A 20,905-nucleotide genomic window follows, 5' to 3' on the forward strand; every position below is an offset into this window, starting at 1 on the left:
TTATTCGGTGGTGGTTTTTATTTGTCTAATATTATATTTCTAATATAAACCGTAACAGCCCGGAGGAAATCCAGGGCTGTTTTTTTATTCCAATTTATGCGAAGTACTAAAAACTTTTTAGGTTTTCCATTTCTTTATAGTCAGTTTAATTTAAGTAGACTGTCTGTCTATTTATCCATTTGGTTGCATGCATGCCCTAGGCATAAAAGGGAGTTTTCCAATGCATGCTGGGTTTCTGAATCAATGATGACTCCTTGTTTGTTCATCTTCAATGTAATATGAGGAATGGTTAGAGAAGCCTCATGTAAGATTTGGGCATTAATCATGTTTAACGTCAGCAATAGTGAAGCATGGGCTTTGTCACCGCCCATGGGGCTTGGAGAAGCAGTAATGGCAACGGTGGGTTTATTGAGCCATTCTCCAGAAGATACAATCCAATCTAATGCGTTTTTTAAGACTCCAGGAACTCCATTTCCATACTCCGGTGTGCTAATCAGAACTCCATCAGAATTCTTCAGTTGGGCTCTCAAATTCTGCACGGACTCAGGACCTTTCTCAATATCGAGGTCAGGGTTAAAATGCGGTAAATCATTTAATCCACCATATACTCCAAACTTAAGGTAAGAAGGAGCCAGCTTAATTATGGCATGCATTAGTAACGTATTGGAGGACTGATTGCGCAGACTGCCGGAAATCGCAAGGATATTATATTCTTTTTTCATAGGTATACATCATCTCTATTCTTTAGTAATGTAGGGCAATCTGTTTATTTTCCTCCTGTTGGAATGGACTGTCTATAGAAAACGTATTTAATTAAGGCATTCTTCATGTTACTCAGAGGATATCCACAATTCTTCATTAAAACTGCATGCGATAGTTTGTATGACTCTGGGTAATAGGTTGAATAGAGCGCTTAAAATAAACAACTGAGAATGAATCATAATAAATATTTTTTAAAATTAGTACCAAGTACTAATACTTAGTGCTATAATGGTAAAAAACAAACGAGGTGACTACCGGTATGAATCAATCAATGTCAACCATTACCGCAATGGGTACGTATGTACCGGATCGAATATTAAGTAATGCTGATTTGGAGAAGTTGGTCGACACGAGTGATGAATGGATTGTACAGCGTACAGGAATGAGAGAACGGCGCATAGCAGCTGAGGATCAGTTTGTATCTGATCTGGCCACCAAGGCTGTAGAAGATATGATACGTCGGTATAAAGTTAGTGTAGAAGATGTGGATATGATTTTGGTTGCTACCAGCACACCTGAATATTCATTCCCGAGCACAGCATCCAGAGTACAGGCGAATCTCAAGATTCCACATACGGGAGTGCTTGATTTGAATGCGGCATGTGCGGGGTTTACGTATGGATTACAGCTGGCTGACAGTCTGGTAACCAGTGGCATGTACCATAAAGTGTTGGTTATTGGAGCAGAGACGTTGTCCAAGATTACCGATTATACAGACCGTACGACATGTGTATTGTTCGGCGATGGGGCAGGGGCGTTTTTGGTAGAAAGAGCTGCTGAGAAAGGTGATTTTATGGCAGCCATTTCAGGTACGAGTGGAGAAGGCGGTATTCATCTCTATAAGACGGGTCTTTCTTCTGAGATGAATGGCGTACCTCTACAGGGTGAGGGATGCCTTGTTCAGAATGGCAGAGAGATCTATAAGTGGGCAGTACGCACGATTCCAGAACAATTGAGTGGGCTTATAGCCAAAGCAGAGATGAAACCGGAGCAGATCGATTGGTTTATACCCCATAGTGCGAATCTAAGAATGATTGAAGCGGTGTGTGAACGGGGTCCTATTCCGCTGGAACGAACTTTAACAAGTGTGGAATACCGAGGAAATACATCCGCAGCTTCCATTCCTCTTGCTCTACAACTTGCAGTAGACGAAGGGAAATTAAAGAGTGGGCATCAAATAGCCCTATTTGGTTTTGGAGGCGGCTTGACCTACGCAGGTCTTGTGCTTAGATGGAGCGTACCTGATACCAATTAAAGAACCAGATATAACTCTTTTCATGCATGAATTGAGATAACAGAAAAAAGTACACCCTTTCCATGAACGCATGAAAAGGGTGTACTTTTTTGTGTAGCAGAATGATTAAAGATAAGGTTATCTAGATCGATAGCGATTGGGCTTTGTATCTGATACCGCCAATCCCTACGAAGCAGACAATTTAGTATAAATGTTTGCGTTATTTTAATCGTAGTTAAATTATTCGCATTAACGAATTATGGCGTGAGCTTTGGTGCTTGGCGGTGATGAGTCCCTTGCTCATAGCTGTAAGCCAGCTTGATCAAGGTTCCTTCATCAAAGGCGCGGCCCAGGAATTCCATACCTACTGGCAGACCTTCAGTTGTAAATCCAGCAGGTACGGTAATTGCCGGGAAGCCAGAGAATGGACTCAAGCGGTTGTTACCACCGGAGTTTTGTCCTTCGCCAATAACACCAGCGGCTTGCGTGGACGTCGGATAGATGATGGCATCCAGGTTATTGTCCGCCATAACTTTCAGCAAGGACTCACGTGTGACTTGGGTACGTTTCAGGACGATGTCCTTATATTCGGCAGTCTCCAATGTCTCCCGTGCATCACGAGTCTTCATCGACTGTTCTTGTGACTTGTCGAACTGTCCGGAAGCAATAATTTCGGACAAGCTGTGATAAGGTGCTTTGTCACCAAGAGACTCCAGATAGTCATTAAGTTGGAATTTGAACTCGTATCCACTCAAGCTTGGGTATTTGTTGATCTCCGCCAGGTTTGGAATGCTGATCGGGACTGCCGTAGCTCCGAGCGTTTTGAGTTCATCTACAGCATTGTTAATCACATCAGCGACAGCTTTTTCCTCAGCTTTGGTGCTTGGGATGAGTTCGGTGGCCACACCGATCCGTGCACCTTTCAGACCGTTTACATCCAGGAAGTCTGTATAGCTGGAAGGGATTTTGCCTACAGCATAAGCTGTAGCAACATCGTTTTTATCATAGCCAGCTGTAGCATCCAGCATGATTGCGGCATCACTCACGGTACGAGCCATAGGCCCTCCGACATCCTGTGTCAATGCAAGAGGAATGATCCCTTCACGGCTGGACAGTCCGATCGTTGGACGAATACCGACAAGGCTGTTGAAGCTGGAAGGGATACGAATTGATCCACCCGTGTCAGTACCCATGCCTGCAGCTGCAAAGTTTGAGGCGATGGCTGCACCCGTACCACCACTTGACCCACCTGGGTAGTGATCCAGCGCATAAGGATTCAGTGTTTGTCCACCCAGCGAGCTGGACGTGGTAATGCCGAATGCGAATTCATGCAGATTGGTTTTGCCCAGAATAATGGCCCCGGCTGCTTTGAGTTTCTTCACTTGTTCAGCATCGTGAGCAGGTATGGAATCTTTCAGACAGATACAGCCTGCGGTTGTAGGCATATCGTTGGTATCGAAGTTGTCTTTAACTAAAACCGGAATACCATGTAAAGGTCCGCGTGGGCCTTGAGCTGCACGTTCTTCGTCCAACGTTTCAGCGATTTTGAGGGCATCCGGATTCAAGGTCAGGACTGCGTTAATGCTCACACCCTGATCATCGTATTTTTCAATGCGATCCAGGTACTTCTGCACAAGTTCTTTGGATGTCAGCTTTCCTTGCGTCATGGCAGCCTGGAGATCCGTAATGGTGGCTTCCTCTAGAACAAATGGTTTTATGTAGTTATAAATGCGGTCTTTCAATATGGCGACATCATTTTGGGTAAGTACTGCATTAGGAAGGAAGAGGGAGTCGGTATATCCTTTCATCAACCCAGCGTTGTTCAGCGCACCAACAGCACCGGCAAAGCTCGCCTGATCCGGCACATCCTTGAACGATTCTGGAGTGGACTCCAGCTTCAGCCAGGTTTGCAAAGCTAAAGCAGCATCCTTACGCTGTACTGTCGAGCCGGAAAGCTTGTCCATGGAAAAAGGAACACCTGCAAGTGTAGCCGCTTCTTCCATGGCTTGAACAAATGCAATTCCAGTGACAGGAGCCTTACCAGCTGTTACGGCTGCAACCGTAGTTTTGCTCGAAGGCGTTGCTGTCGCAGCTGACGCTGCGGGAATCGCTCCTCCCCATGTTGTGGCAACAACTGCTCCGGCCAGTAACAAGGCCCCACTTTTTTTCAATACAGATCCATGATAAGTCATGCATCCACGCTCCCTTCCTGTGTATCAATGATGTGTGTTAGCGAATCTGATATAGTTGCTTTTGTCACATTCTAAATACATGTAAGGTATTCTTACAACACTCATATTTATCCAAAAAAACGTATACATACTATATTATCGCTATAGATCCTATCAAATGCTCCTAATTCCATTCACAGAAGGAAATTGTCGAAGAATATTGTGTCAACTAATGTGACATAAAAGTCGCGAGATAGACATTTCATGAGGGACATCGTTATTTGTGAAGCCAAAGCAAACCAATACCATGAAATGATATAATGAAAAGATAGAAGTGGAAGATTATCTTAATCATTGATGGAAGCAATAAAGTTATAGGTTTTATTAAGGAAAGGAAGAGATGGAGTGAAAACATTAGTACTCGCAGAAAAACCATCTGTGGCACGTGAAATAGCCAGAGTGATGGGGGCGCGTGATAAACATAAAAGTTATATGGAAGGCCCGAAATATATCGTGACTTGGGCGCTTGGGCATCTTGTTGGGTTGGCTGAACCAGAGGACTATGACAAAAAGTATGCAACCTGGAATCTGGAGGATCTGCCGATTCTGCCTGAACGCACCAAGCTAAAGGTACTCAAAGAGACAAACCATCAATACAAAGCCGTACAGCAGTTGATGAAACGTCAGGATGTTGGTGAATTGGTCATTGCAACGGATGCCGCACGTGAGGGTGAATTGCTGGCTCGTTGGATTATGCAAATGGCGCAGTGGAAAAAGCCGTTCAAGCGGCTGTGGATATCATCCCAGACGGACAAGGCAATCAAGGATGGATTTGCATCACTGAAGCCAGGCAGCCAGTTTGATCGTCTTTATGAATCGGCACGTTGCCGGGCAGAAGCAGATTGGATGATCGGTCTTAACGTGACGCGTGCATTGACGGTTCGATTTAATGCACAATTGTCAGCTGGACGGGTACAGACCCCCACACTTGGCATGATTATGGACAGGGAAAATGAGATCAACGGTTTCCGTTCGCAGGAGTATGAGACGTTAACGGCCGATCTGGGAGGTTTTCAGGCGGTATGGCGTGCTGCTGGTGGCGATTCACGCATCTTCGATCCGCAAGAGACACAAGAACTGAAGAAACGTATAGAGGGTCGTAAGGGTACAATTGCCCAAGTGAAAAAAAGTGAAAAGGTTGAGCCGCATCCACTGGCCTATGACCTGACGGAATTACAACGGGATGCCAACCGAAAATACGGTTTTTCCGCCAAGCAAACATCGAACGTGCTGCAGCGCCTTTATGAACAGCACAAGCTCGTAACCTACCCACGTACAGACAGCCGTTACCTGACATCGGATATGACGGGAACGCTGAAAGAACGACTGGATAGTGTTGCGATTGGCCCCTATGCGTCTTTGGCTCGTCCGTTGTTGCGTAAAAATCTGAATATCACCAAACGTATCGTGGATGACAGCAAGGTAACCGATCACCACGCGATCATTCCAACAGAACAGACGGTTCTCCTCAATCAGCTGAATCCAGAGGAACGTAAGTTATACGATCTGATCGTACGCCGTTTTATCAGCTTGTTCTATCCGGCTGCGAAGTACGACTCTGTTGCGATTACTGTTCAGGTGGGTAACGATTCCTTCCATGTGAAAGGCACAACGGTGAAAGAAAGCGGTTGGCGGGAAGTGTACGGCGGAGATTATAGCGATGAGGATGATGATCGTGCTGAAGATTCCTCAGACCATGAGCGTGCGCTTTTGCCAGACGTGCAGCAAGGTCAGTCCGTGACGGTTCAACGTTGTCATATCAAAAGTGGACGGACGATGCCGCCAAAACGGTATACCGAGGCAGCTTTGCTTTCTCAAATGGAGAAGCATGGACTGGGCACTCCGGCTACACGAGCGGATATTATCGAGAAGCTTGTAAGTTCCGACACCATCGATCGTCAAGGAAACAGCATGCATCCAACGGGAAAAGGAAAACAGCTGATTGAACTGGCAGCTCCACAGCTGCGTTCACCGGAGTTAACAGCCCGCTGGGAAGCTGAGCTGGAGCGTATTGCTCGTGGACAAGGGAAGCCAGAGCCTTTCCTGGAGAGCATCCGTTCAATGGCAAAAGAGCTTGTATCTACGGTAAAAGGAAGCAAAGCGGAGTATAAGCCGCATAATGTATCGAATAGTCACTGCCCGGATTGTAATGCACGCTTGCTTGAGAAGAAGGGTAAACGTGGCAAGTTCCTCGTATGTCCAACAGAGGATTGCGGATATCGTCGTTCGGCTGAAAAACGATTATCCAACCGTCGCTGTGCACAGTGTCACAAAAAGATGGAAATTAAAGAGGGTAAGGCAGGTTTATACGTGCAATGTCTGCCTTGCGGCATAACGGAAACATTGGATAAAGACAAACAGCATGTGAACAAACGTGATCAGCAAAAGCTGGTCAAACAATATGCGAAACAGGAGTCGATCGGCTCCAATCTGGGAGAACTGTTGAAGGCAGCCATGGAGAAAAAGGGAGAGTAAGACAGTCGTATAAGATTCTCCTTTTTCAGGCAACGTAAGCCTAGGAGGTGATACGTAGATGCCACATAACAAACCAGAAAAGATTCATAACCAACAGAACAAAGACAGCATTCAGGAAGAGAGTATCTCTGTACGTCCCGAAAAGGCAGCAAAAAGAGCACCAAACCTGAATGGTATTCCTAAACAGGAGTCATAGGTTCGGTATTCGGGATTCATTGCTTCTAAATATCTTTGCGGTTCCCTTCTCGCGTTGATCATGTTCCTTCAGAGGACTATAATGGAGGTACAGGGAGATGTCCCGGGACAGGGGGACCGCTAGAATTATATGCAAACTGGATTGATACTGTGGTTTTTATTTATCAACGTAGTAGGTTACCTGGTCATGTCAGATGACAAGAAACGCGCTCAGCGCCGTCGAGACCGTACACCCGAACGAACGCTGTTTCTGCTGGCCTTTATTGGTGGGGCATTGGGGGTATGGATTGCAATGTATCGTAAACGTCACAAGACCAAACATCCCAGTTTTACGATCGGCATTCCGTTGTTGTTATTCCTAAATGCGGTAATCTATGGGTATTTCCTGCAATAAGGTAAGGATTGAATGGTTAGGATCTGCTGTACTCCAGGTGAATGACTAGAATGATTATGTAAAATGTTTCTTATAAATGGTTCATTTAGACCTGGGGACGTTTAAGGAGTTACATGGTTCTTGTATTTTATGTCAGACCGAAGCTGGCTTCGAATGTTCTACATATAAAGGAAGGGACGGGATTTACATGTTATTCTCCAAAATACTAGTTGCTTATGATGGTTCGAAAGCTTCAAATAAAGCACTTGATCGTGCGATTGAGTTAGCCAAAGTTTCTCCGGGTGCAGTCTTGGATGTTATTCATGCCTTTGACTTTCCACGTGTATTCATCGGGGAAGGATTGGCACCTTTGCCACCTTCATTGAATAATGACTACTATAATCTGGCGGTGCAAACAACGGATGAAGCGAAAGAGCGGATTCAGGCTGCTGGCGTTACAGCGAACGTGGATCTGATTCAAGGAGCTGCTGCCGAGGTTCTTCTCGATTATGCCAAAGAAAACGGATCGGACATTATCATTATTGGTAGCCGCGGCCTTGGTGGAATCCGGGAATTTGTCTTGGGCAGCGTTAGTCACAACGTGGTGCAGCATGCTCAGGTTCCGGTACTTATCGTGAAATAATTATAGAATGTGTGTATACACATAATAGAGAAAAGCCGGCTGTCTTCGATAGGTTGAAGAGGGGTCGGCTTTCTTTTTTGGAATAAAAGGGTTGCTGTATCTTCGAATGATCGGTTATTTCCGAACATTACATTTGTCAATATGTTAAATGTTCGTCTTTAAGTTGACATTAGCTGTAGGGGATTGTTAGAATGTTAGATGTGTCGATCAGTTATATATAAGGTCGAGTAGGTTCGAAAGATGTGGAATCTTCAATATTAATGAATTAATTTGTTGAAATAGATATTTGCTCGTATAACGCCGGGAATAGGGCCCGGAAGTATCTACCCGGGAACCGTAAATTTCCGGACTACGAGGAGATACGGCTGAGAGACGCATGAAATCAGATGCGGACAGCAAGCCTGCCTTTGGCATGCCCAAATGCGGGATACGTATTTCTTGGAGTCCGGTGTCCGGAGAAAATGTGATGTTTTCGCGGGTAGCGGATTTTTTCATTTCACAATAACGAGATGCAACAGGATGAAACCAAAACGCTCAGACGGGAGTTGGATGTATTCATGTCAGTACAGGTAGCTGTAATTATGGGCAGTAAGTCGGATTGGGAAACGATGAAGTATGCTTGTGAGGTGCTGGACGAGCTGGAGATTGGGTATGAAAAAAAGGTCGTATCTGCGCATCGCACACCAGATTTGATGTTTGAATATGCGGAGCAAGCGATTGACCGTGGATTCAAGGTCATCATTGCAGGTGCGGGCGGGGCGGCACATCTGCCCGGTATGGTCGCTTCCAAAACGATGCTTCCGGTCATTGGAGTTCCCGTGCAATCCAAGGCGCTAAATGGTCTCGATTCCTTGCTGTCCATTGTTCAGATGCCTGGTGGCATTCCCGTCGCAACGGTAGCGATTGGCAAGGCAGGTGCAACGAATGCCGGATTGCTTGCGGCTCAGATCATTGGTGCTTTTGACCAGGATGTCCAGCGTCGCAGCGAAGCCCGCAGAGAGCGAATCAAACAAGAAGTGCTCGAAAGCAGTGACGAAATATGACGAATACAAAAATTCAATCCGGATCAGCAGGCGAAGCAGAACGTGTCTTGCTCCCAGGAAAAACAACCATCGGTGTTCTTGGAGGTGGGCAGCTTGGACGGATGCTGACACTTGCCGGAACAGCGATGGGTTATCGGTTCGTTACACTTGATCCGGCAGCAGATGCTCCTTGTGGACAAATTGCCGATCAGATTGAAGCGGGATATGACGATGAAAAAGCTGCACTCGACCTGGCTCGGCAATGTGATGTAATCACTTATGAGTTCGAGAATGTAGATGCAGATGTTGCTTCTCTCCTAGAACGGGAATCCTATGTACCGCAAGGAAGTGCGTTATTGTACACAACCCAGCATCGTTTGCGTGAAAAACGAGCCATTGAGGCGGCTGGTGTACGTGTAGCTCCTTACCGGGAAATTACAAGCAAGGACACCATGAAGGCAGCAGTGAGTGAACTGGGTGTTCCTTGTGTACTGAAGACGGTGACCGGCGGATACGACGGCAAGGGGCAACGAGTTATTCGCGAAACCAATCAGGCGGTAGCTGCTTATGAAGAACTCGCAGCTACCGGTGCGGAACTGGTATTGGAGCAATTTATCAAGTTTGACTGCGAAATTTCAGTCGTTGTTGCACGCAGCACGAATGGAGAAATTAAGACGTTCCCGCCTGCGGAGAACATTCATGTGAACAACATTTTGCATGCTTCGATTGTACCCGCAAGAGTGGCGACTGAAATACAGATTGAGGCGCAGAAGTTGGCAGCAGCAGTGGCTCAATCCATACAAGCCGTTGGATTGCTCGCAGTGGAGTTGTTTGTTGCGGCAGATGGAAGACTGTATGTGAATGAGTTGGCACCTAGGCCGCATAATTCCGGCCACTATACGATGGAGGCCTGTGCCACATCACAATTTGAACAGCATATTCGTGCGATTTGCGGATTGCCGCTTGGAGATACTTCATTATTGAGCCCGGTTGTTATGGTCAATGTGCTTGGAGAACATCTGGAAGGTATAATTGCCAGAACGGGTCAGGCTGACGCGGAAGCGTTGGAACTCGGTGTGATTCCTAAGCTTCATATATATGGTAAATCCGAAGCGAAGAAAGGACGGAAAATGGGGCATGTCAATCTGCTCTGTCAGGATGTCGAAGAAGGATTACAATGGATTGAACAAACTAATCTTTGGAGGAATACAAATTTATGATCGAACGTTATAGCAGACCCGAAATGAGAGCTATTTGGACTGAGGAGAACAAATTCAAGTCATGGCTGGAAGTTGAAATTTGTGCATGTGAAGCTTGGGCAGAGCTTGGCGTCATTCCTAAGGAAGAAGCAGCATTGCTTCGTCAGAACGCTTCTTTTGACATCGACCGCATTTACGAGATTGAACAGGAAACACGTCATGACGTTATTGCTTTCACACGTACGGTATCGGAAAGTCTGGGAGCAGAGCGGAAATGGGTGCACTACGGACTGACTTCCACGGATGTCGTTGATACGGCTCTCGGATATGTACTCCGTCAGGCAAACGAAATCTTGGAACGTGATATCGTGAACTTTATCGAAATTTTACGTGACAAAGCGAAGACTTATCAGCACACGCCAATGATGGGACGTACACATGGGGTGCATGCGGAGCCAACGACATTTGGTCTGAAAATGGCACTCTGGCATGAAGAAATGAAACGGAATCTGGAGCGTTTCCGCCACGCGGCAGACAACGTACAGTACGGTAAAATCTCTGGAGCAGTTGGCACATACGCGAACATCGATCCATTTGTTGAAGAGTTTGTCTGCGAGAAGTTGGGTACGAAGCCTGCACCAATCTCAACTCAAACGCTGCAACGTGACCGTCATGCAGAATACATGGCTACACTGGCATTGATCGCAACATCTTTGGACAAGTTCGCTACAGAAGTACGTGCGCTGCAAAAGAGTGAGTTCCGTGAAGTGGAAGAAGCATTTGCGAAAGGTCAAAAGGGATCTTCTGCAATGCCGCACAAACGTAACCCAATCGGCAGTGAAAATATTTCCGGTCTGTCCCGCGTCATTCGTGGACATATGGTATCGGCATACGAGAACGTGACACTGTGGCATGAGCGTGATATCTCGCACTCTTCCGTAGAGCGTATCATTCTGCCGGATGCAACGATGCTGCTGAACTACATGCTGAACCGTTTCGGTAACATCGTGAAGAACCTGACGGTATTCCCTGAAAATATGAAACGCAATATGGAGCGCACTTTCGGTGTACCATTCTCCGGTCGCGTCATGACGAAGCTGATCGACAAAGGTTTCAGCCGCGAGCAGGCGTACGATACTGTTCAACCACGTGCGATGCAAGCATGGGAAGAACAACGCCAGTTCCAGGATATCGTGAAATCCACACCGGAAATCACGGAAGTGCTGAGCGAAGAGGAAATCGCAGATGCGTTCAACCCATCATGGCACCTGAAGCACGTAGACACCATCTTCAAAAAGCTTGGTTTGAACGACTAATTACTACTTAAATATAGGTTGATTATGTGATCACGCTTGGAACGAAGAAGGCAGAAAAAACCTGGAGAAGCGAAGCGCTCGCCTTTATTCCCGGATTTTCACTTTGGAAAAGTGGAATCAAAAAAATTCGGGAATAACAGCGATCGAAAGGTTGTTCTGCATTCGGAGTGGTTAGCGAGATTAGGGAAATGGAACTTATATTTTACATCTCCTGAAAGAAGGTGAGCCTCCATGGCACTGTCCACTGCGGCAGATCTCGTTAAAGCTCCTTTGTTATATAAGGGAAAAGTACGTGAGTTGTACGATCTGGGTGAACATTTTCTCATCGTGGTTACGGACCGGATTTCGGCATTTGACTATGTGCTGGACCCAGCCGTTCCCGAAAAGGGCAATGTGCTTAATAAACTGAGCAGCTTCTGGTTTGAACTGACGGGCGACATGATGGATAACCACGTTGTGCATACGGATGTAAACCAATTGGGCGATATCATTACTGATCCTGGACTGCTCAAAGACCGCATCATGGTGACCCGCAAAGCCGAGCGCATTGATATTGAATGTGTGGTGCGTGGATACATTACCGGTGGTGGATGGAGACAATATGAGAAAAGCGGAGAGGTCAACGGCATCAATCTGCCGGATGGACTTCGCAAAAACGCCAAGCTCGACGTTCCCATCTTCACCCCAGCAGCTAAAAACGATGTCGGTCATGACGAAGATATTTCGATGGATCGAATGAAAGAAATTGTGGGAGATACTCTCGCGATTGAGCTTCAGGAAAAGAGCCTGCGTCTCTACGAATTCGCTCGCGACTATTGCGATCAGCGGGGCATCATTCTCGCAGACTGCAAATTCGAGTTCGGCATGGTCGATGGCAAAGTCATTCTGATCGATGAAATCTTCACGCCAGACGCTTCTCGCTTCTGGGCCCAGGAGAATTATGCACTCGATATCGAGATCGACAGCATGGATAAAGAGCCAGTGCGCACCTATCTGTTAGGCAGCGATTGGGACAAGAACAGCAAACCTGACCCGCTGCCACAAGAGGTAGTGGAGGCCACAACCGCAAGATACGTCGATATTTATAATCGTCTAACGAAATAATAGGTTGTAACGTTTGGAGTGAGCTTCGGGAAAGTTTGAGGAGGCTAACGTTTGAGTGTAGGCTACGGGAAAGTTTGGCTTACGATCGCTGTTGCCCCCGGAATGTTTTGATTGGAATCCTTTTTTCAAAAGGAAACATTCCGGTTGCAAAGGCGAACGCTTACGCTTCTCCAGCTCAAATCTTTCCCTCCGCCAGTGTCAAACTGGGGGATGAGGCAATTAAGAGCGATGGCTTCCCACAGGTAGGGAAGCCTGAAAAGATTACGAGAATTAAATTCATTAATTACAAGTAACTTAAAAACCATTCACTGGTTTCACGTAATGGTCAGTCCCGACCATTACACACCGTGCAACGTAAAAGGTTTTGGCCTTTAAAAAACGTCGCATGGACTAGCGGAGGGGCGGAATTGTTCTTAAAGGAGCGATAGCGTTCGCCTTTGTCCCCGGGTTTTGACCGCAGAGCGGTTCAAAACAATCCAAAAAACCTGGGGACAACAAGCGACCGGAAAGAACAATCCGTCCCGGAGCAAGCTCCAAAGCCACCTTTTTAACAGCATAAAGCATTTATCCCGTTCATTACTGAGGAGGAACATAAGGATCATGATCAAAGCAACCGTCTATGTCACTATTAAGCAAAGCGTTCTCGACCCGCAAGGAGTAGCTGTTCAAGGTGCCCTGCACTCGATGGGATTCAATGAAGTGGAAAGTGTACGGATTGGTAAAGTCATGGAACTGACTCTGGATACAACAGACCGTGCGGAAGCGGAGAAACGATTGACAGTAATGTGTGAGAAGCTGCTGGCTAACACCGTTGTTGAAGATTACCGCTACGAATTGGAGGGTTAATCCCATGAAATTTGCAGTTCTTGTGTTTCCTGGCTCCAACTGCGACATCGACTGTTACAAAGCAGTAGAAGATGCGATTGGACAAGAGGTTGATTATGTATGGCACACGGCTACAGATCTATCGGCTTATGATTGTATCCTAGTTCCAGGTGGTTTCTCTTATGGAGACTATCTGCGCTGCGGAGCGATCTCCCGTTTTGCACCCGTAATGAACGAGGTAGCTAAGGCTGCTGAACAAGGTAAATATATTCTGGGCATTTGCAACGGATTCCAGATCTTGACTGAAGCAGGATTGCTTCCTGGTGCTTTGATCCGGAATATGTCGCTGAAATTCCGTTGTCACGATACGGTGTTGAAAGTAGCGAATGCAGATACTCCATTTACACGTGACTATGCACCTGGGGAAGAGATTGTTATTCCGATTGCTCACGGTGAAGGAAACTATTACTGTGACGAGGAAACGCTCGCGAGTTTGCAGGCTAATAACCAGATTGTCTTTACGTATGGCAGCAACCCGAACGGATCCCTGGGTGATATCGCGGGAATCTGTAATGAGGGTGGAAACGTGGTTGGTATGATGCCACATCCAGAGCGCGCGGTGGACTCACTACTGGGTTCGGAAGACGGCAAACGTATGTTTACATCTATTTTGAAAGCATGGAGGGATCGGCATGACGCAGCAGCTATCCGCTAAGGAACCGACGGCAGAACAGGTCGCAGAACATAAACTTTACGCACAAATGGGCGTGTCTGACAGCGAGTATGAGCTGATCTGTGAGTTCATGGGGCGTAAGCCGAACTACACGGAAATTGGTGTTTTCAGTGTAATGTGGTCCGAGCATTGCGCGTACAAAAACTCCAAGCCATTGCTGCGCCGTTTCCCAACAAGTGGGCCACGTGTCCTGATGGGACCTGGTGAAGGTGCCGGTATCGTGGATATCGGTGATAACCAGGCCGTTGTATTCAAAATTGAAAGCCATAACCATCCTTCCGCGGTTGAGCCTTACCAAGGTGCTGCAACAGGTGTAGGCGGAATTATCCGTGATATTTTCTCCATGGGCGCAAGACCGGTTGCATTGCTGAACTCCCTTCGTTTTGGCAAGCTGGAGAGCGATCGCGTTAAATATTTGTTCGAACATGTTGTAGCAGGTATTGCAGGATACGGGAACTGTATCGGTATTCCTACCGTTGCTGGTGAAGTGATGTTTGATGAGAGCTACGAAGGCAATCCGCTGGTTAACGCGATGTGTGTGGGACTGATTGATCATGACAAGATCCAGCGCGGTGTAGCTAAAGGTGTGGGGAACCCAGTGTATTATGTTGGGCCACCAACAGGCCGGGATGGTATTCATGGAGCAACCTTTGCATCGGTTGAACTGACGGAAGAATCCGAGTCCCAACGGACAGCGGTTCAGGTTGGTGATCCGTTTATGGAGAAACTGGTGATGGAATCCTGTCTGGAATTGATCGACACGGGAATCGTGCTGGGAATTCAAGATATGGGTGCCGCTGGTCTGACATGTTCGAGTGCAGAGATGGCGAGTAAAGCAGGTAATGGTCTGGAACTGTATCTGGATCAGGTGCCACAGCGTGAAGAAGGCATGACACCTTACGAGATGATGTTGTCCGAGTCCCAAGAACGGATGTTGTTCGTCGTTGAGCCGAAGGATGAGGCGCAGGCGATGGAAATCTTTGAACGTTGGGGCGTAATCTGTGCCAAAGTCGGTAAAGTAACGGATGATGGTCGTCTGAAATTGATTCACCACGGCGAAGTGGTTGGAGACATGCCGGTAACAGCACTGGTTGACGAGTGCCCTGTGTATGACAAACCTTCTTCTGTACCTGCCTACTACGAGCAAAGTGCTTCCATCGACACGCTTCGTTACGACGAAGTGTCGGATCTCGGCGGAGCTTTGAAACAAGTGCTGGCTTCACCAACAGTAGCAAGTAAAAAATGGGTTTATGATCAATATGACTACATGGTGCGTACAAGCACTGCCGTTCGTCCTGGTTCGGATGCAGCCGTAGTTACGATTCGTGGTACACGCAAAGGTCTCGCGATGACAACGGACTGTAATGGACGTTATGTTTACCTTGATCCTGAAGTAGGTGGACGGATTGCAGTCAGCGAAGCTGCCCGTAATATTGTATGTTCCGGTGCAGAGCCACTCGCGATTACGGACAACCTGAACTTCGGTAACCCGGAGAAGCCGGATATTTTCTGGCAAATGGAGAAAGCGGTAGACGGTATGGCGGAAGCTTGTCGTGTGCTGGATACACCGGTCATCGGTGGTAACGTAAGTCTGTATAACGAAAACGCCAAAGGCTCCATCTATCCAACGCCAGTTGTCGGTATGGTAGGTCTCGTTCATGATACGGATCATATCACGACACAAGCATTCAAATCCGAAGGTGATGTTATCATCCTCCTCGGTGAAACAAAAGCTGAACTGGGTGGTAGCGAGCTGCAATACGCGGTTCATGGTCAGACGGAAGGTCGTCCACCAGAATTGAACTTGCAAACGGAAAAAGCATTGCTGGGAACCGTGCTGGAAGCTATTCAATCCGGTCTCGTTCGCTCTGCACATGACTTGTCTGAAGGCGGCTTGGCTGTTGCACTCGCAGAGTCTTGTATCAGCGGTAACGTAGGCGCACAGGTGAATGTGGAGACTGCATTGCGTGCAGATCACGCCCTGTTCAGTGAGAGCCAATCCCGTATCTTGTTGTCGGCTACGCCAGAGCAAGCGGGGAAACTTGAAGCATTTGTACGTGAGCGCGGTGTACCTGTAGCTGTGATTGGACGTGTAGAAGGAAGTAACCTGACGATTGAATTGAACGGAACATCAGCCGTGAGCGAACCTGTAGGAGGTTTGGCTCAGGTCTGGGAGGATGCGATTCCATGTCTCATGAACTGACGACAGGACCGTTGTGGACAGGCGATTATTATAATGAAGGGTCCGGCAAGGAAGGACTCGACAAATTGAAGGAAGAATGCGGCGTGTTCGGGGTGTTCAGACACCCTGACGCAGCTTCGCTCTCCTATTATGGACTGCATGCGCTGCAACATCGGGGCGAAGAAAGTGCAGGCATGTGTGTGAGTGATGGCAGCCAGTTTAACTATCATCGCGGCATGGGTCTGGTGAAGGAAGTGTTCACCAAAGACCTGATGCAGACGTTGACCGGGGATATTTCCATTGGGCATGTCCGTTATTCAACAAGTGGTGATAGTAAACTGACAAACGCACAGCCATTGGTATTCAAATACCGTGATGGCGATTTGGCAGTAGCAACCAACGGTAACATTGTGAATGCACCAACGATCCGGCGCGAGCTGGAGCAGAGCGGATCTATTTTTCAAACGACCAGTGATACCGAAGTTATTGCCCATCTAATCGCGAGATCTTCCAAAGGATTGGTAGAAGCCGCGAAGGATGCGTTCCAGCGTATTGTGGGTGGTTATGCATTTCTGATCATGACCAACGACAAATTGCTGGTTGCTTCTGATCCCCATGGTCTGCGTCCGCTCACAATGGGTAAATTGGGAGATGCGTATCTGTTCGCATCTGAGACATGTGCATTGGAGACGATTGGTGCAGAGTTGATTCGTGACATTGAACCGGGTGAACTGTTGGTGCTGGATGCGGATGGTCTTCACGAGGACCGCTTCGATCATCACAAACACCGTAAGGCACTGTGTGCGATGGAGTATATCTACTTTGCCCGTCCGGACAGTGACATGAATGGTGCAAACCAGCATGCTGCGCGTAAACGGATGGGTAGCCGGATGGCGATTGAGTCGTTTGTCGATGCAGATCTGGTAACAGGTGTACCGGACTCCAGTATTTCCGCGGCAATCGGCTACGCCGAGCAGACAGGGATTCCGTATGAGATGGGTATGATCAAAAACAAATACACCGGACGTACGTTTATCCAGCCAAGCCAGGAACTGCGGGAACAAGGCGTGAAAATGAAACTGAGTGCTGTGCGCCGTGTGGTAGAAGGCAAACGCGTGGTCATGATTGACGACTCCATCGTACGGGGAACCACTTCCCGCCGGATCGTGAACATGCTGCGTGATGCCGGAGCAACCGAAGTACATGTACGTATTACCTCACCACCGTTCAAAAACCCGTGCTTCTACGGCATCGATACGCCTGACAGTCGGGAGTTGATTGCATCTCAGCTGTCGGTGGAAGAAATTTGCCGTGAAATCAACGCGGACTCCCTGTCGTTCCTCAGCCCCGATGGGCTGATTACGTCGATTCAGGGAGATAATCAGGATGACTACAAAGGCGGGCTTTGCCTCGCATGTTTTGATAATGATTACCCAACCCGCCTCGACTTCGGCGGCGAAGAGAAATTCGGCTGTAGCTGTTAGCCCTCAAGCCCCGCCTTGCGGAGCAAAAGGGGCCCGGGCAGCCAAGCGAAGCAGCTGCCTCGGGGCGCAGCCCGGCCCTTAGCCCCGCCTTGCGGAGCAACAGGGGCTCAGGCAGCCAAGCGAAGCAGCTGCCCCCGGGCGCAGCCCGAGCCCTTAGCCCCGCTTGCGGAGCAACAGGGGCCAGGGCAGCCAAGCGAAGCAGCTGCCCCCGGGCAAAGCCCTAGCCCATAAGCCCCGCCTTGCGGAGCAATAGGGGCCAGGGCAGCAGTGCGAAGCAGCTGCCTCGAGGCGCAGCCCGGCCCTTAGCCCCGCCTTGCGGAGCAACAGGGGCTCAGGCAGCCAAGCGAAGCAGCTGCCCCCGGGCGCAGCCCGAGCCCTTAGCCCCGCTTGCGGAGCAACAGGGGCCAGGGCAGCCAAGCGAAGCAGCTGCCCCCGGGCAAAGCCCTAGCCCATAAGCCCCGCCTTGCGGAGCAATAGGGGCCAGGGCAGCAGTGCGAAGCAGCTGCCTCGAGGCGCAGCCCGGCCCTTAGCCCCGCCTTGCGGAGCAACAGGGGCTCAGGCAGCCAAGCGAAGCAGCTGCCCCCGGGCGCAGCCCGAGCCCTTAGCCCCGCTTGCGGAGCAACAGGGGCCAGGGCAGCCAAGCGAAGCAGCTGCCCCCGGGCAAAGCCCTAGCCCATAAGCCCCGCCTTGCGGAGCAATAGGGGCCAGGGCAGCAGTGCGAAGCAGCTGCCTCGAGGCGCAGCCCGGCCCTTAGCCCCGCCTTGCGGAGCAACAGGGGCTCAGGCAGCCAAGCGAAGCAGCTGCCCCCGGGCGCAGCCCGAGCCCTTAGCCCCGCTTGCGGAGCAACAGGGGCCAGGGCAGCCAAGCGAAGCAGCTGCCCCCGGGCAAAGCCCTAGCCCATAAGCCCCGCCTTGCGGAGCAATAGGGGCCAGGGCAGCAGTGCGAAGCAGCTGCCTCGAGGCGCAGCCCGGCCCTTAGCCCCGCCTTGCGGAGCAACAGGGGCTCAGGCAGCCAAGCGAAGCAGCTGCCCCCGGGCGCAGCCCGAGCCCTTAGCCCCGCTTGCGGAGCAACAGGGGCCAGGGCAGCCAGGCGAAGCAGCTGCCCTCCGGGCGCAGCCCAGCCCTTAGCCCCGCCTTGCGGAGCAACAGGGGCCCGGGCAGCGGTGCGAAGCAGCTGCCCCCGCGGGCGAACCCCGCAGCGCAGCCAAGCGGGGTTCGCCGACCGGTGGCCTGCGGCCAACGGAATCGGCGAACAACCACGCGAGCACACGAACGAACCAACCATAGCAAGATCATACCAGCCACCCCTGCACCGCTTGTTTGGCGGGTGTCCAGAGGGCCTGCCAAGGTCCTTTGGGGTCCTCCCGGGCGGGAGGATTTAGGAGGGGCGAAAAAAAAGGAGCTGATTCCACTTGTCCGAAGCATACAAAAACGCCGGCGTCGATATCGCGGCAGGCAACGAAGCGGTTGAACGGATGAAAAAACACGTGAAGCGTACCTTCCGTCCGGAAGTGATGACAGATCTGGGAGGCTTTGGCGCCCTGTTCGGTTTGAACAAAGATAAATATGATGAGCCGGTGCTTGTATCCGGTACAGACGGTGTAGGAACCAAGCTGAAAATCGCATTTGCCATGGACCGTCATGATACCATCGGAATCGACGCTGTAGCCATGTGTGTGAACGACATTGTGGTACAGGGCGCAGAGCCGCTGTTCTTCCTCGACTATCTGGCTTGTGACAAAGTCATCCCGGAGAAAATCGAAGCCATTGTTGCGGGAATCGCAGAAGGATGTCATCAGTCGGGCTGTGCTCTGATCGGTGGCGAAACGGCTGAAATGCCGGGTATGTACAGTGAAGGTGAATACGATATTGCCGGATTTACTGTAGGTATCGTGGACAAAGCGAAAATCATTAACGGTACAACGATTGCTCCTGGCGATACGGTCATCGGACTTGCATCCAGCGGTGTGCATAGTAACGGATTCTCCTTGGTACGCAAACTTTTGTTGGAACAAGCCGGATTGGGCTTGAAGGATGAAGTCGCTGAATTGGGCGGCAAGCTGGGTGATGCACTGTTGGAACCAACGAAAATTTATGTAAAACCACTCCTGTCCCTGCTTGAAAAGGTAAAAGTAAAAGGCATGGCCCACATTACGGGTGGTGGCTTCATCGAGAACATCCCGCGTATGCTGCCAAGCAGCGTGAATGTAGATATTGATTATGGTTCTTGGCCGATTCTTCCAATCTTCAGCCTGCTGCAAGAAAAAGGATCTGTCTCAAACCGCGACATGTTCACCACGTTTAATATGGGGATCGGACTTGTCCTGGTCGTGAACGAAGCAGATGCAGGTGAAGCATTGGAACAATTGAAAGCATCCGGTGAAGAAGCGTACATCATTGGACGTGTGACCGAAGGAGATGCGCGAGTAACCTTCACGGGAGCGGATGTTTAATGGCGAACTACCGTATTGCTGTATTTGCCTCTGGTGAAGGGTCGAACTTTCAGGCATTGGTTGATGCAGCACGGAACGGAGGGCTGGGGGCATCCATAGATCTGCTGGTATGTGACAAACCGGCTGCACGTGTGGTGCAACGGGCGCAGGATGCAGGTGTGGAATGCCATCTGTTTACTCCCAAAAATTATGATTCCCGCGAAGCCTACGAGGCCGAGATCGTGGAAGTGCTTGAATCCAGAAACATTGACCTGGTTGTTCTTGCCGGATACATGAGATTGTTGACTTCAGTAGTCGTGGATCGCTATGCAGGACGACTGATTAACATTCATCCGTCCTTGTTGCCAGCGTTTGCAGGCAAAGATGCCATAGGGCAGGCACTGGAATATGGCGTTAGAATCACCGGTGTTACCGTCCACTTTGTGGATGGGGGCATGGATACAGGGCCGATTATTGCCCAGCATCCGGTTTCCATTTTGCCAGAGGACACGGCTGAATCCGTCAGTCGGTCCATCCATGCTGCCGAACAGCAGCTGTACCCTGAGGTTGTATCCTGGTTTGCTCAGGGATGGGTTCAACTCGAAGGTCGACAAGTTACGGTACGGAAACCGGTTTGATACAAGTTGGAATCTTTTACACGTTAATGGAGAGGCCAGAAATAAGCTGTAGAAGCGA

The 20,905-nt window shown here is 49.2% G+C and carries 18 protein-coding genes and 1 riboswitch; of the genes, 16 read left to right on the top strand and 2 right to left on the bottom strand.

Features of this window, described 5'->3' with window-relative positions; all coding sequences use genetic code 11:
* Window positions 1–167: 167 nt before the first annotated feature.
* A complete protein-coding gene (locus tag CS562_RS28420) occupies window positions 168–722 on the bottom strand; it encodes an NADPH-dependent FMN reductase (RefSeq protein ID WP_099858951.1) in 555 nt (184 codons plus the stop codon).
* Window positions 723–1,021: 299 nt separating this feature from the next.
* Between CS562_RS28420 and CS562_RS28425 the strand changes: the two genes are divergently transcribed.
* Complete coding sequence (locus CS562_RS28425; RefSeq protein ID WP_099858953.1) at window positions 1,022–2,017, top strand: ketoacyl-ACP synthase III; 996 nt, start codon at window positions 1,022–1,024, stop codon at window positions 2,015–2,017.
* Between the two features lie 236 nt (window positions 2,018–2,253).
* Here the strand turns inward: CS562_RS28425 and CS562_RS28430 are convergent, their stop codons facing one another.
* Complete coding sequence (locus CS562_RS28430) at window positions 2,254–4,188, bottom strand: amidase family protein (protein WP_099858954.1); 1,935 nt, start codon at window positions 4,186–4,188, stop codon at window positions 2,254–2,256.
* A 384-nt stretch (window positions 4,189–4,572) separates the two neighbouring features.
* On the opposite strand from CS562_RS28430, the gene CS562_RS28435 reads away from it, so the two are divergent.
* From CS562_RS28435 to purN, 15 genes are all read left to right on the top strand, one after another.
* Window positions 4,573–6,702: a DNA topoisomerase III gene (locus CS562_RS28435; protein ID WP_099858956.1), complete on the top strand. Its 2,130-nt coding sequence runs from the start codon at window positions 4,573–4,575 to the stop codon at window positions 6,700–6,702.
* Between the two features lie 58 nt (window positions 6,703–6,760).
* The gene (locus CS562_RS33140) at window positions 6,761–6,898 is read left to right on the top strand and encodes a hypothetical protein (protein ID WP_162842470.1); all 138 of its coding nucleotides are present in this window, start codon (window positions 6,761–6,763) and stop codon (window positions 6,896–6,898) included.
* A gap of 129 nt (window positions 6,899–7,027) precedes the next feature.
* Window positions 7,028–7,291: a DUF1294 domain-containing protein gene (locus CS562_RS28440; RefSeq protein WP_063568208.1), complete on the top strand. Its 264-nt coding sequence runs from the start codon at window positions 7,028–7,030 to the stop codon at window positions 7,289–7,291.
* 187 nt (window positions 7,292–7,478) lie between these two features.
* Window positions 7,479–7,913: a universal stress protein gene (locus CS562_RS28445; protein WP_024633549.1), complete on the top strand. Its 435-nt coding sequence runs from the start codon at window positions 7,479–7,481 to the stop codon at window positions 7,911–7,913.
* A 270-nt stretch (window positions 7,914–8,183) separates the two neighbouring features.
* Window positions 8,184–8,285: riboswitch (purine riboswitch) on the top strand.
* A gap of 185 nt (window positions 8,286–8,470) precedes the next feature.
* Window positions 8,471–8,956: a 5-(carboxyamino)imidazole ribonucleotide mutase gene (gene purE, locus CS562_RS28450; protein ID WP_063568218.1), complete on the top strand. Its 486-nt coding sequence runs from the start codon at window positions 8,471–8,473 to the stop codon at window positions 8,954–8,956.
* Window positions 8,953–10,155, top strand: a complete 1,203-nt coding sequence (gene purK, locus CS562_RS28455; RefSeq protein WP_099858957.1) for a 5-(carboxyamino)imidazole ribonucleotide synthase — start codon at window positions 8,953–8,955, stop codon at window positions 10,153–10,155. The genes purE and purK overlap by 4 nt, the downstream gene beginning before the upstream one ends.
* Window positions 10,152–11,450 (top strand): adenylosuccinate lyase, encoded by a 1,299-nt coding sequence (gene purB / locus CS562_RS28460; RefSeq protein ID WP_063568205.1) that lies wholly within the window; start codon window positions 10,152–10,154, stop codon window positions 11,448–11,450. Before purK ends, purB begins: the two co-directional genes overlap by 4 nt.
* 231 nt (window positions 11,451–11,681) lie before the next feature.
* Window positions 11,682–12,554: a phosphoribosylaminoimidazolesuccinocarboxamide synthase gene (locus CS562_RS28465; RefSeq protein ID WP_099858959.1), complete on the top strand. Its 873-nt coding sequence runs from the start codon at window positions 11,682–11,684 to the stop codon at window positions 12,552–12,554.
* Window positions 12,555–13,154: 600 nt separating this feature from the next.
* Window positions 13,155–13,400, top strand: coding sequence for a phosphoribosylformylglycinamidine synthase subunit PurS (gene purS, locus CS562_RS28475; protein WP_024633544.1), 246 nt, complete (start codon window positions 13,155–13,157; stop codon window positions 13,398–13,400).
* A 4-nt stretch (window positions 13,401–13,404) separates the two neighbouring features.
* Window positions 13,405–14,094, top strand: a complete 690-nt coding sequence (gene purQ / locus CS562_RS28480) for a phosphoribosylformylglycinamidine synthase subunit PurQ (protein WP_024633543.1) — start codon at window positions 13,405–13,407, stop codon at window positions 14,092–14,094.
* A complete protein-coding gene (purL, locus tag CS562_RS28485; protein ID WP_076291583.1) occupies window positions 14,072–16,315 on the top strand; it encodes a phosphoribosylformylglycinamidine synthase subunit PurL in 2,244 nt (747 codons plus the stop codon). Before purQ ends, purL begins: the two co-directional genes overlap by 23 nt.
* Window positions 16,300–17,778, top strand: coding sequence for an amidophosphoribosyltransferase (purF, locus tag CS562_RS28490; protein WP_076291584.1), 1,479 nt, complete (start codon window positions 16,300–16,302; stop codon window positions 17,776–17,778). Before purL ends, purF begins: the two co-directional genes overlap by 16 nt.
* Window positions 17,779–18,689: 911 nt before the next feature.
* Entirely contained in the window at window positions 18,690–18,905 is a 216-nt protein-coding gene (locus tag CS562_RS33240) for a hypothetical protein (protein ID WP_125477343.1), read from the top strand.
* 284 nt (window positions 18,906–19,189) lie between these two features.
* Window positions 19,190–20,230, top strand: a complete 1,041-nt coding sequence (gene purM, locus CS562_RS28500) for a phosphoribosylformylglycinamidine cyclo-ligase (RefSeq protein WP_099858963.1) — start codon at window positions 19,190–19,192, stop codon at window positions 20,228–20,230.
* Window positions 20,230–20,847, top strand: a complete 618-nt coding sequence (gene purN / locus CS562_RS28505) for a phosphoribosylglycinamide formyltransferase (RefSeq protein ID WP_099858965.1) — start codon at window positions 20,230–20,232, stop codon at window positions 20,845–20,847. Before purM ends, purN begins: the two co-directional genes overlap by 1 nt.
* The last annotated feature ends 58 nt before the right edge of the window (window positions 20,848–20,905 follow it).

The sequence above is a fragment of the Paenibacillus sp. LK1 genome, from assembly GCF_002750415.1.
Taxonomy (GTDB): domain Bacteria; phylum Bacillota; class Bacilli; order Paenibacillales; family Paenibacillaceae; genus Paenibacillus; species Paenibacillus taichungensis.

Excerpts from the sequence above, each read along its gene's own strand:
- CS562_RS33140 (WP_162842470.1), top strand. The coding sequence starts at position 6,761 with ATGCCACATAACAAACCAGAAAAGATTCATAACCAACAGAACAAAGAC.
- purF (WP_076291584.1), top strand. The coding sequence starts at position 16,300 with ATGTCTCATGAACTGACGACAGGACCGTTGTGGACAGGCGATTATTAT.
- CS562_RS28445 (WP_024633549.1), top strand. The coding sequence starts at position 7,479 with ATGTTATTCTCCAAAATACTAGTTGCTTATGATGGTTCGAAAGCTTCA.
- purQ (WP_024633543.1), top strand. The coding sequence starts at position 13,405 with ATGAAATTTGCAGTTCTTGTGTTTCCTGGCTCCAACTGCGACATCGAC.
- purL (WP_076291583.1), top strand. The coding sequence starts at position 14,072 with ATGACGCAGCAGCTATCCGCTAAGGAACCGACGGCAGAACAGGTCGCA.
- purN (WP_099858965.1), top strand. The coding sequence starts at position 20,230 with ATGGCGAACTACCGTATTGCTGTATTTGCCTCTGGTGAAGGGTCGAAC.
- CS562_RS28425 (WP_099858953.1), top strand. The coding sequence starts at position 1,022 with ATGAATCAATCAATGTCAACCATTACCGCAATGGGTACGTATGTACCG.
- CS562_RS28430 (WP_099858954.1), bottom strand. The coding sequence starts at position 4,188 with ATGACTTATCATGGATCTGTATTGAAAAAAAGTGGGGCCTTGTTACTG.
- purK (WP_099858957.1), top strand. The coding sequence starts at position 8,953 with ATGACGAATACAAAAATTCAATCCGGATCAGCAGGCGAAGCAGAACGT.
- CS562_RS28440 (WP_063568208.1), top strand. The coding sequence starts at position 7,028 with ATGCAAACTGGATTGATACTGTGGTTTTTATTTATCAACGTAGTAGGT.
- purB (WP_063568205.1), top strand. The coding sequence starts at position 10,152 with ATGATCGAACGTTATAGCAGACCCGAAATGAGAGCTATTTGGACTGAG.
- purS (WP_024633544.1), top strand. The coding sequence starts at position 13,155 with ATGATCAAAGCAACCGTCTATGTCACTATTAAGCAAAGCGTTCTCGAC.
- CS562_RS28465 (WP_099858959.1), top strand. The coding sequence starts at position 11,682 with ATGGCACTGTCCACTGCGGCAGATCTCGTTAAAGCTCCTTTGTTATAT.
- CS562_RS28420 (WP_099858951.1), bottom strand. The coding sequence starts at position 722 with ATGAAAAAAGAATATAATATCCTTGCGATTTCCGGCAGTCTGCGCAAT.
- purE (WP_063568218.1), top strand. The coding sequence starts at position 8,471 with ATGTCAGTACAGGTAGCTGTAATTATGGGCAGTAAGTCGGATTGGGAA.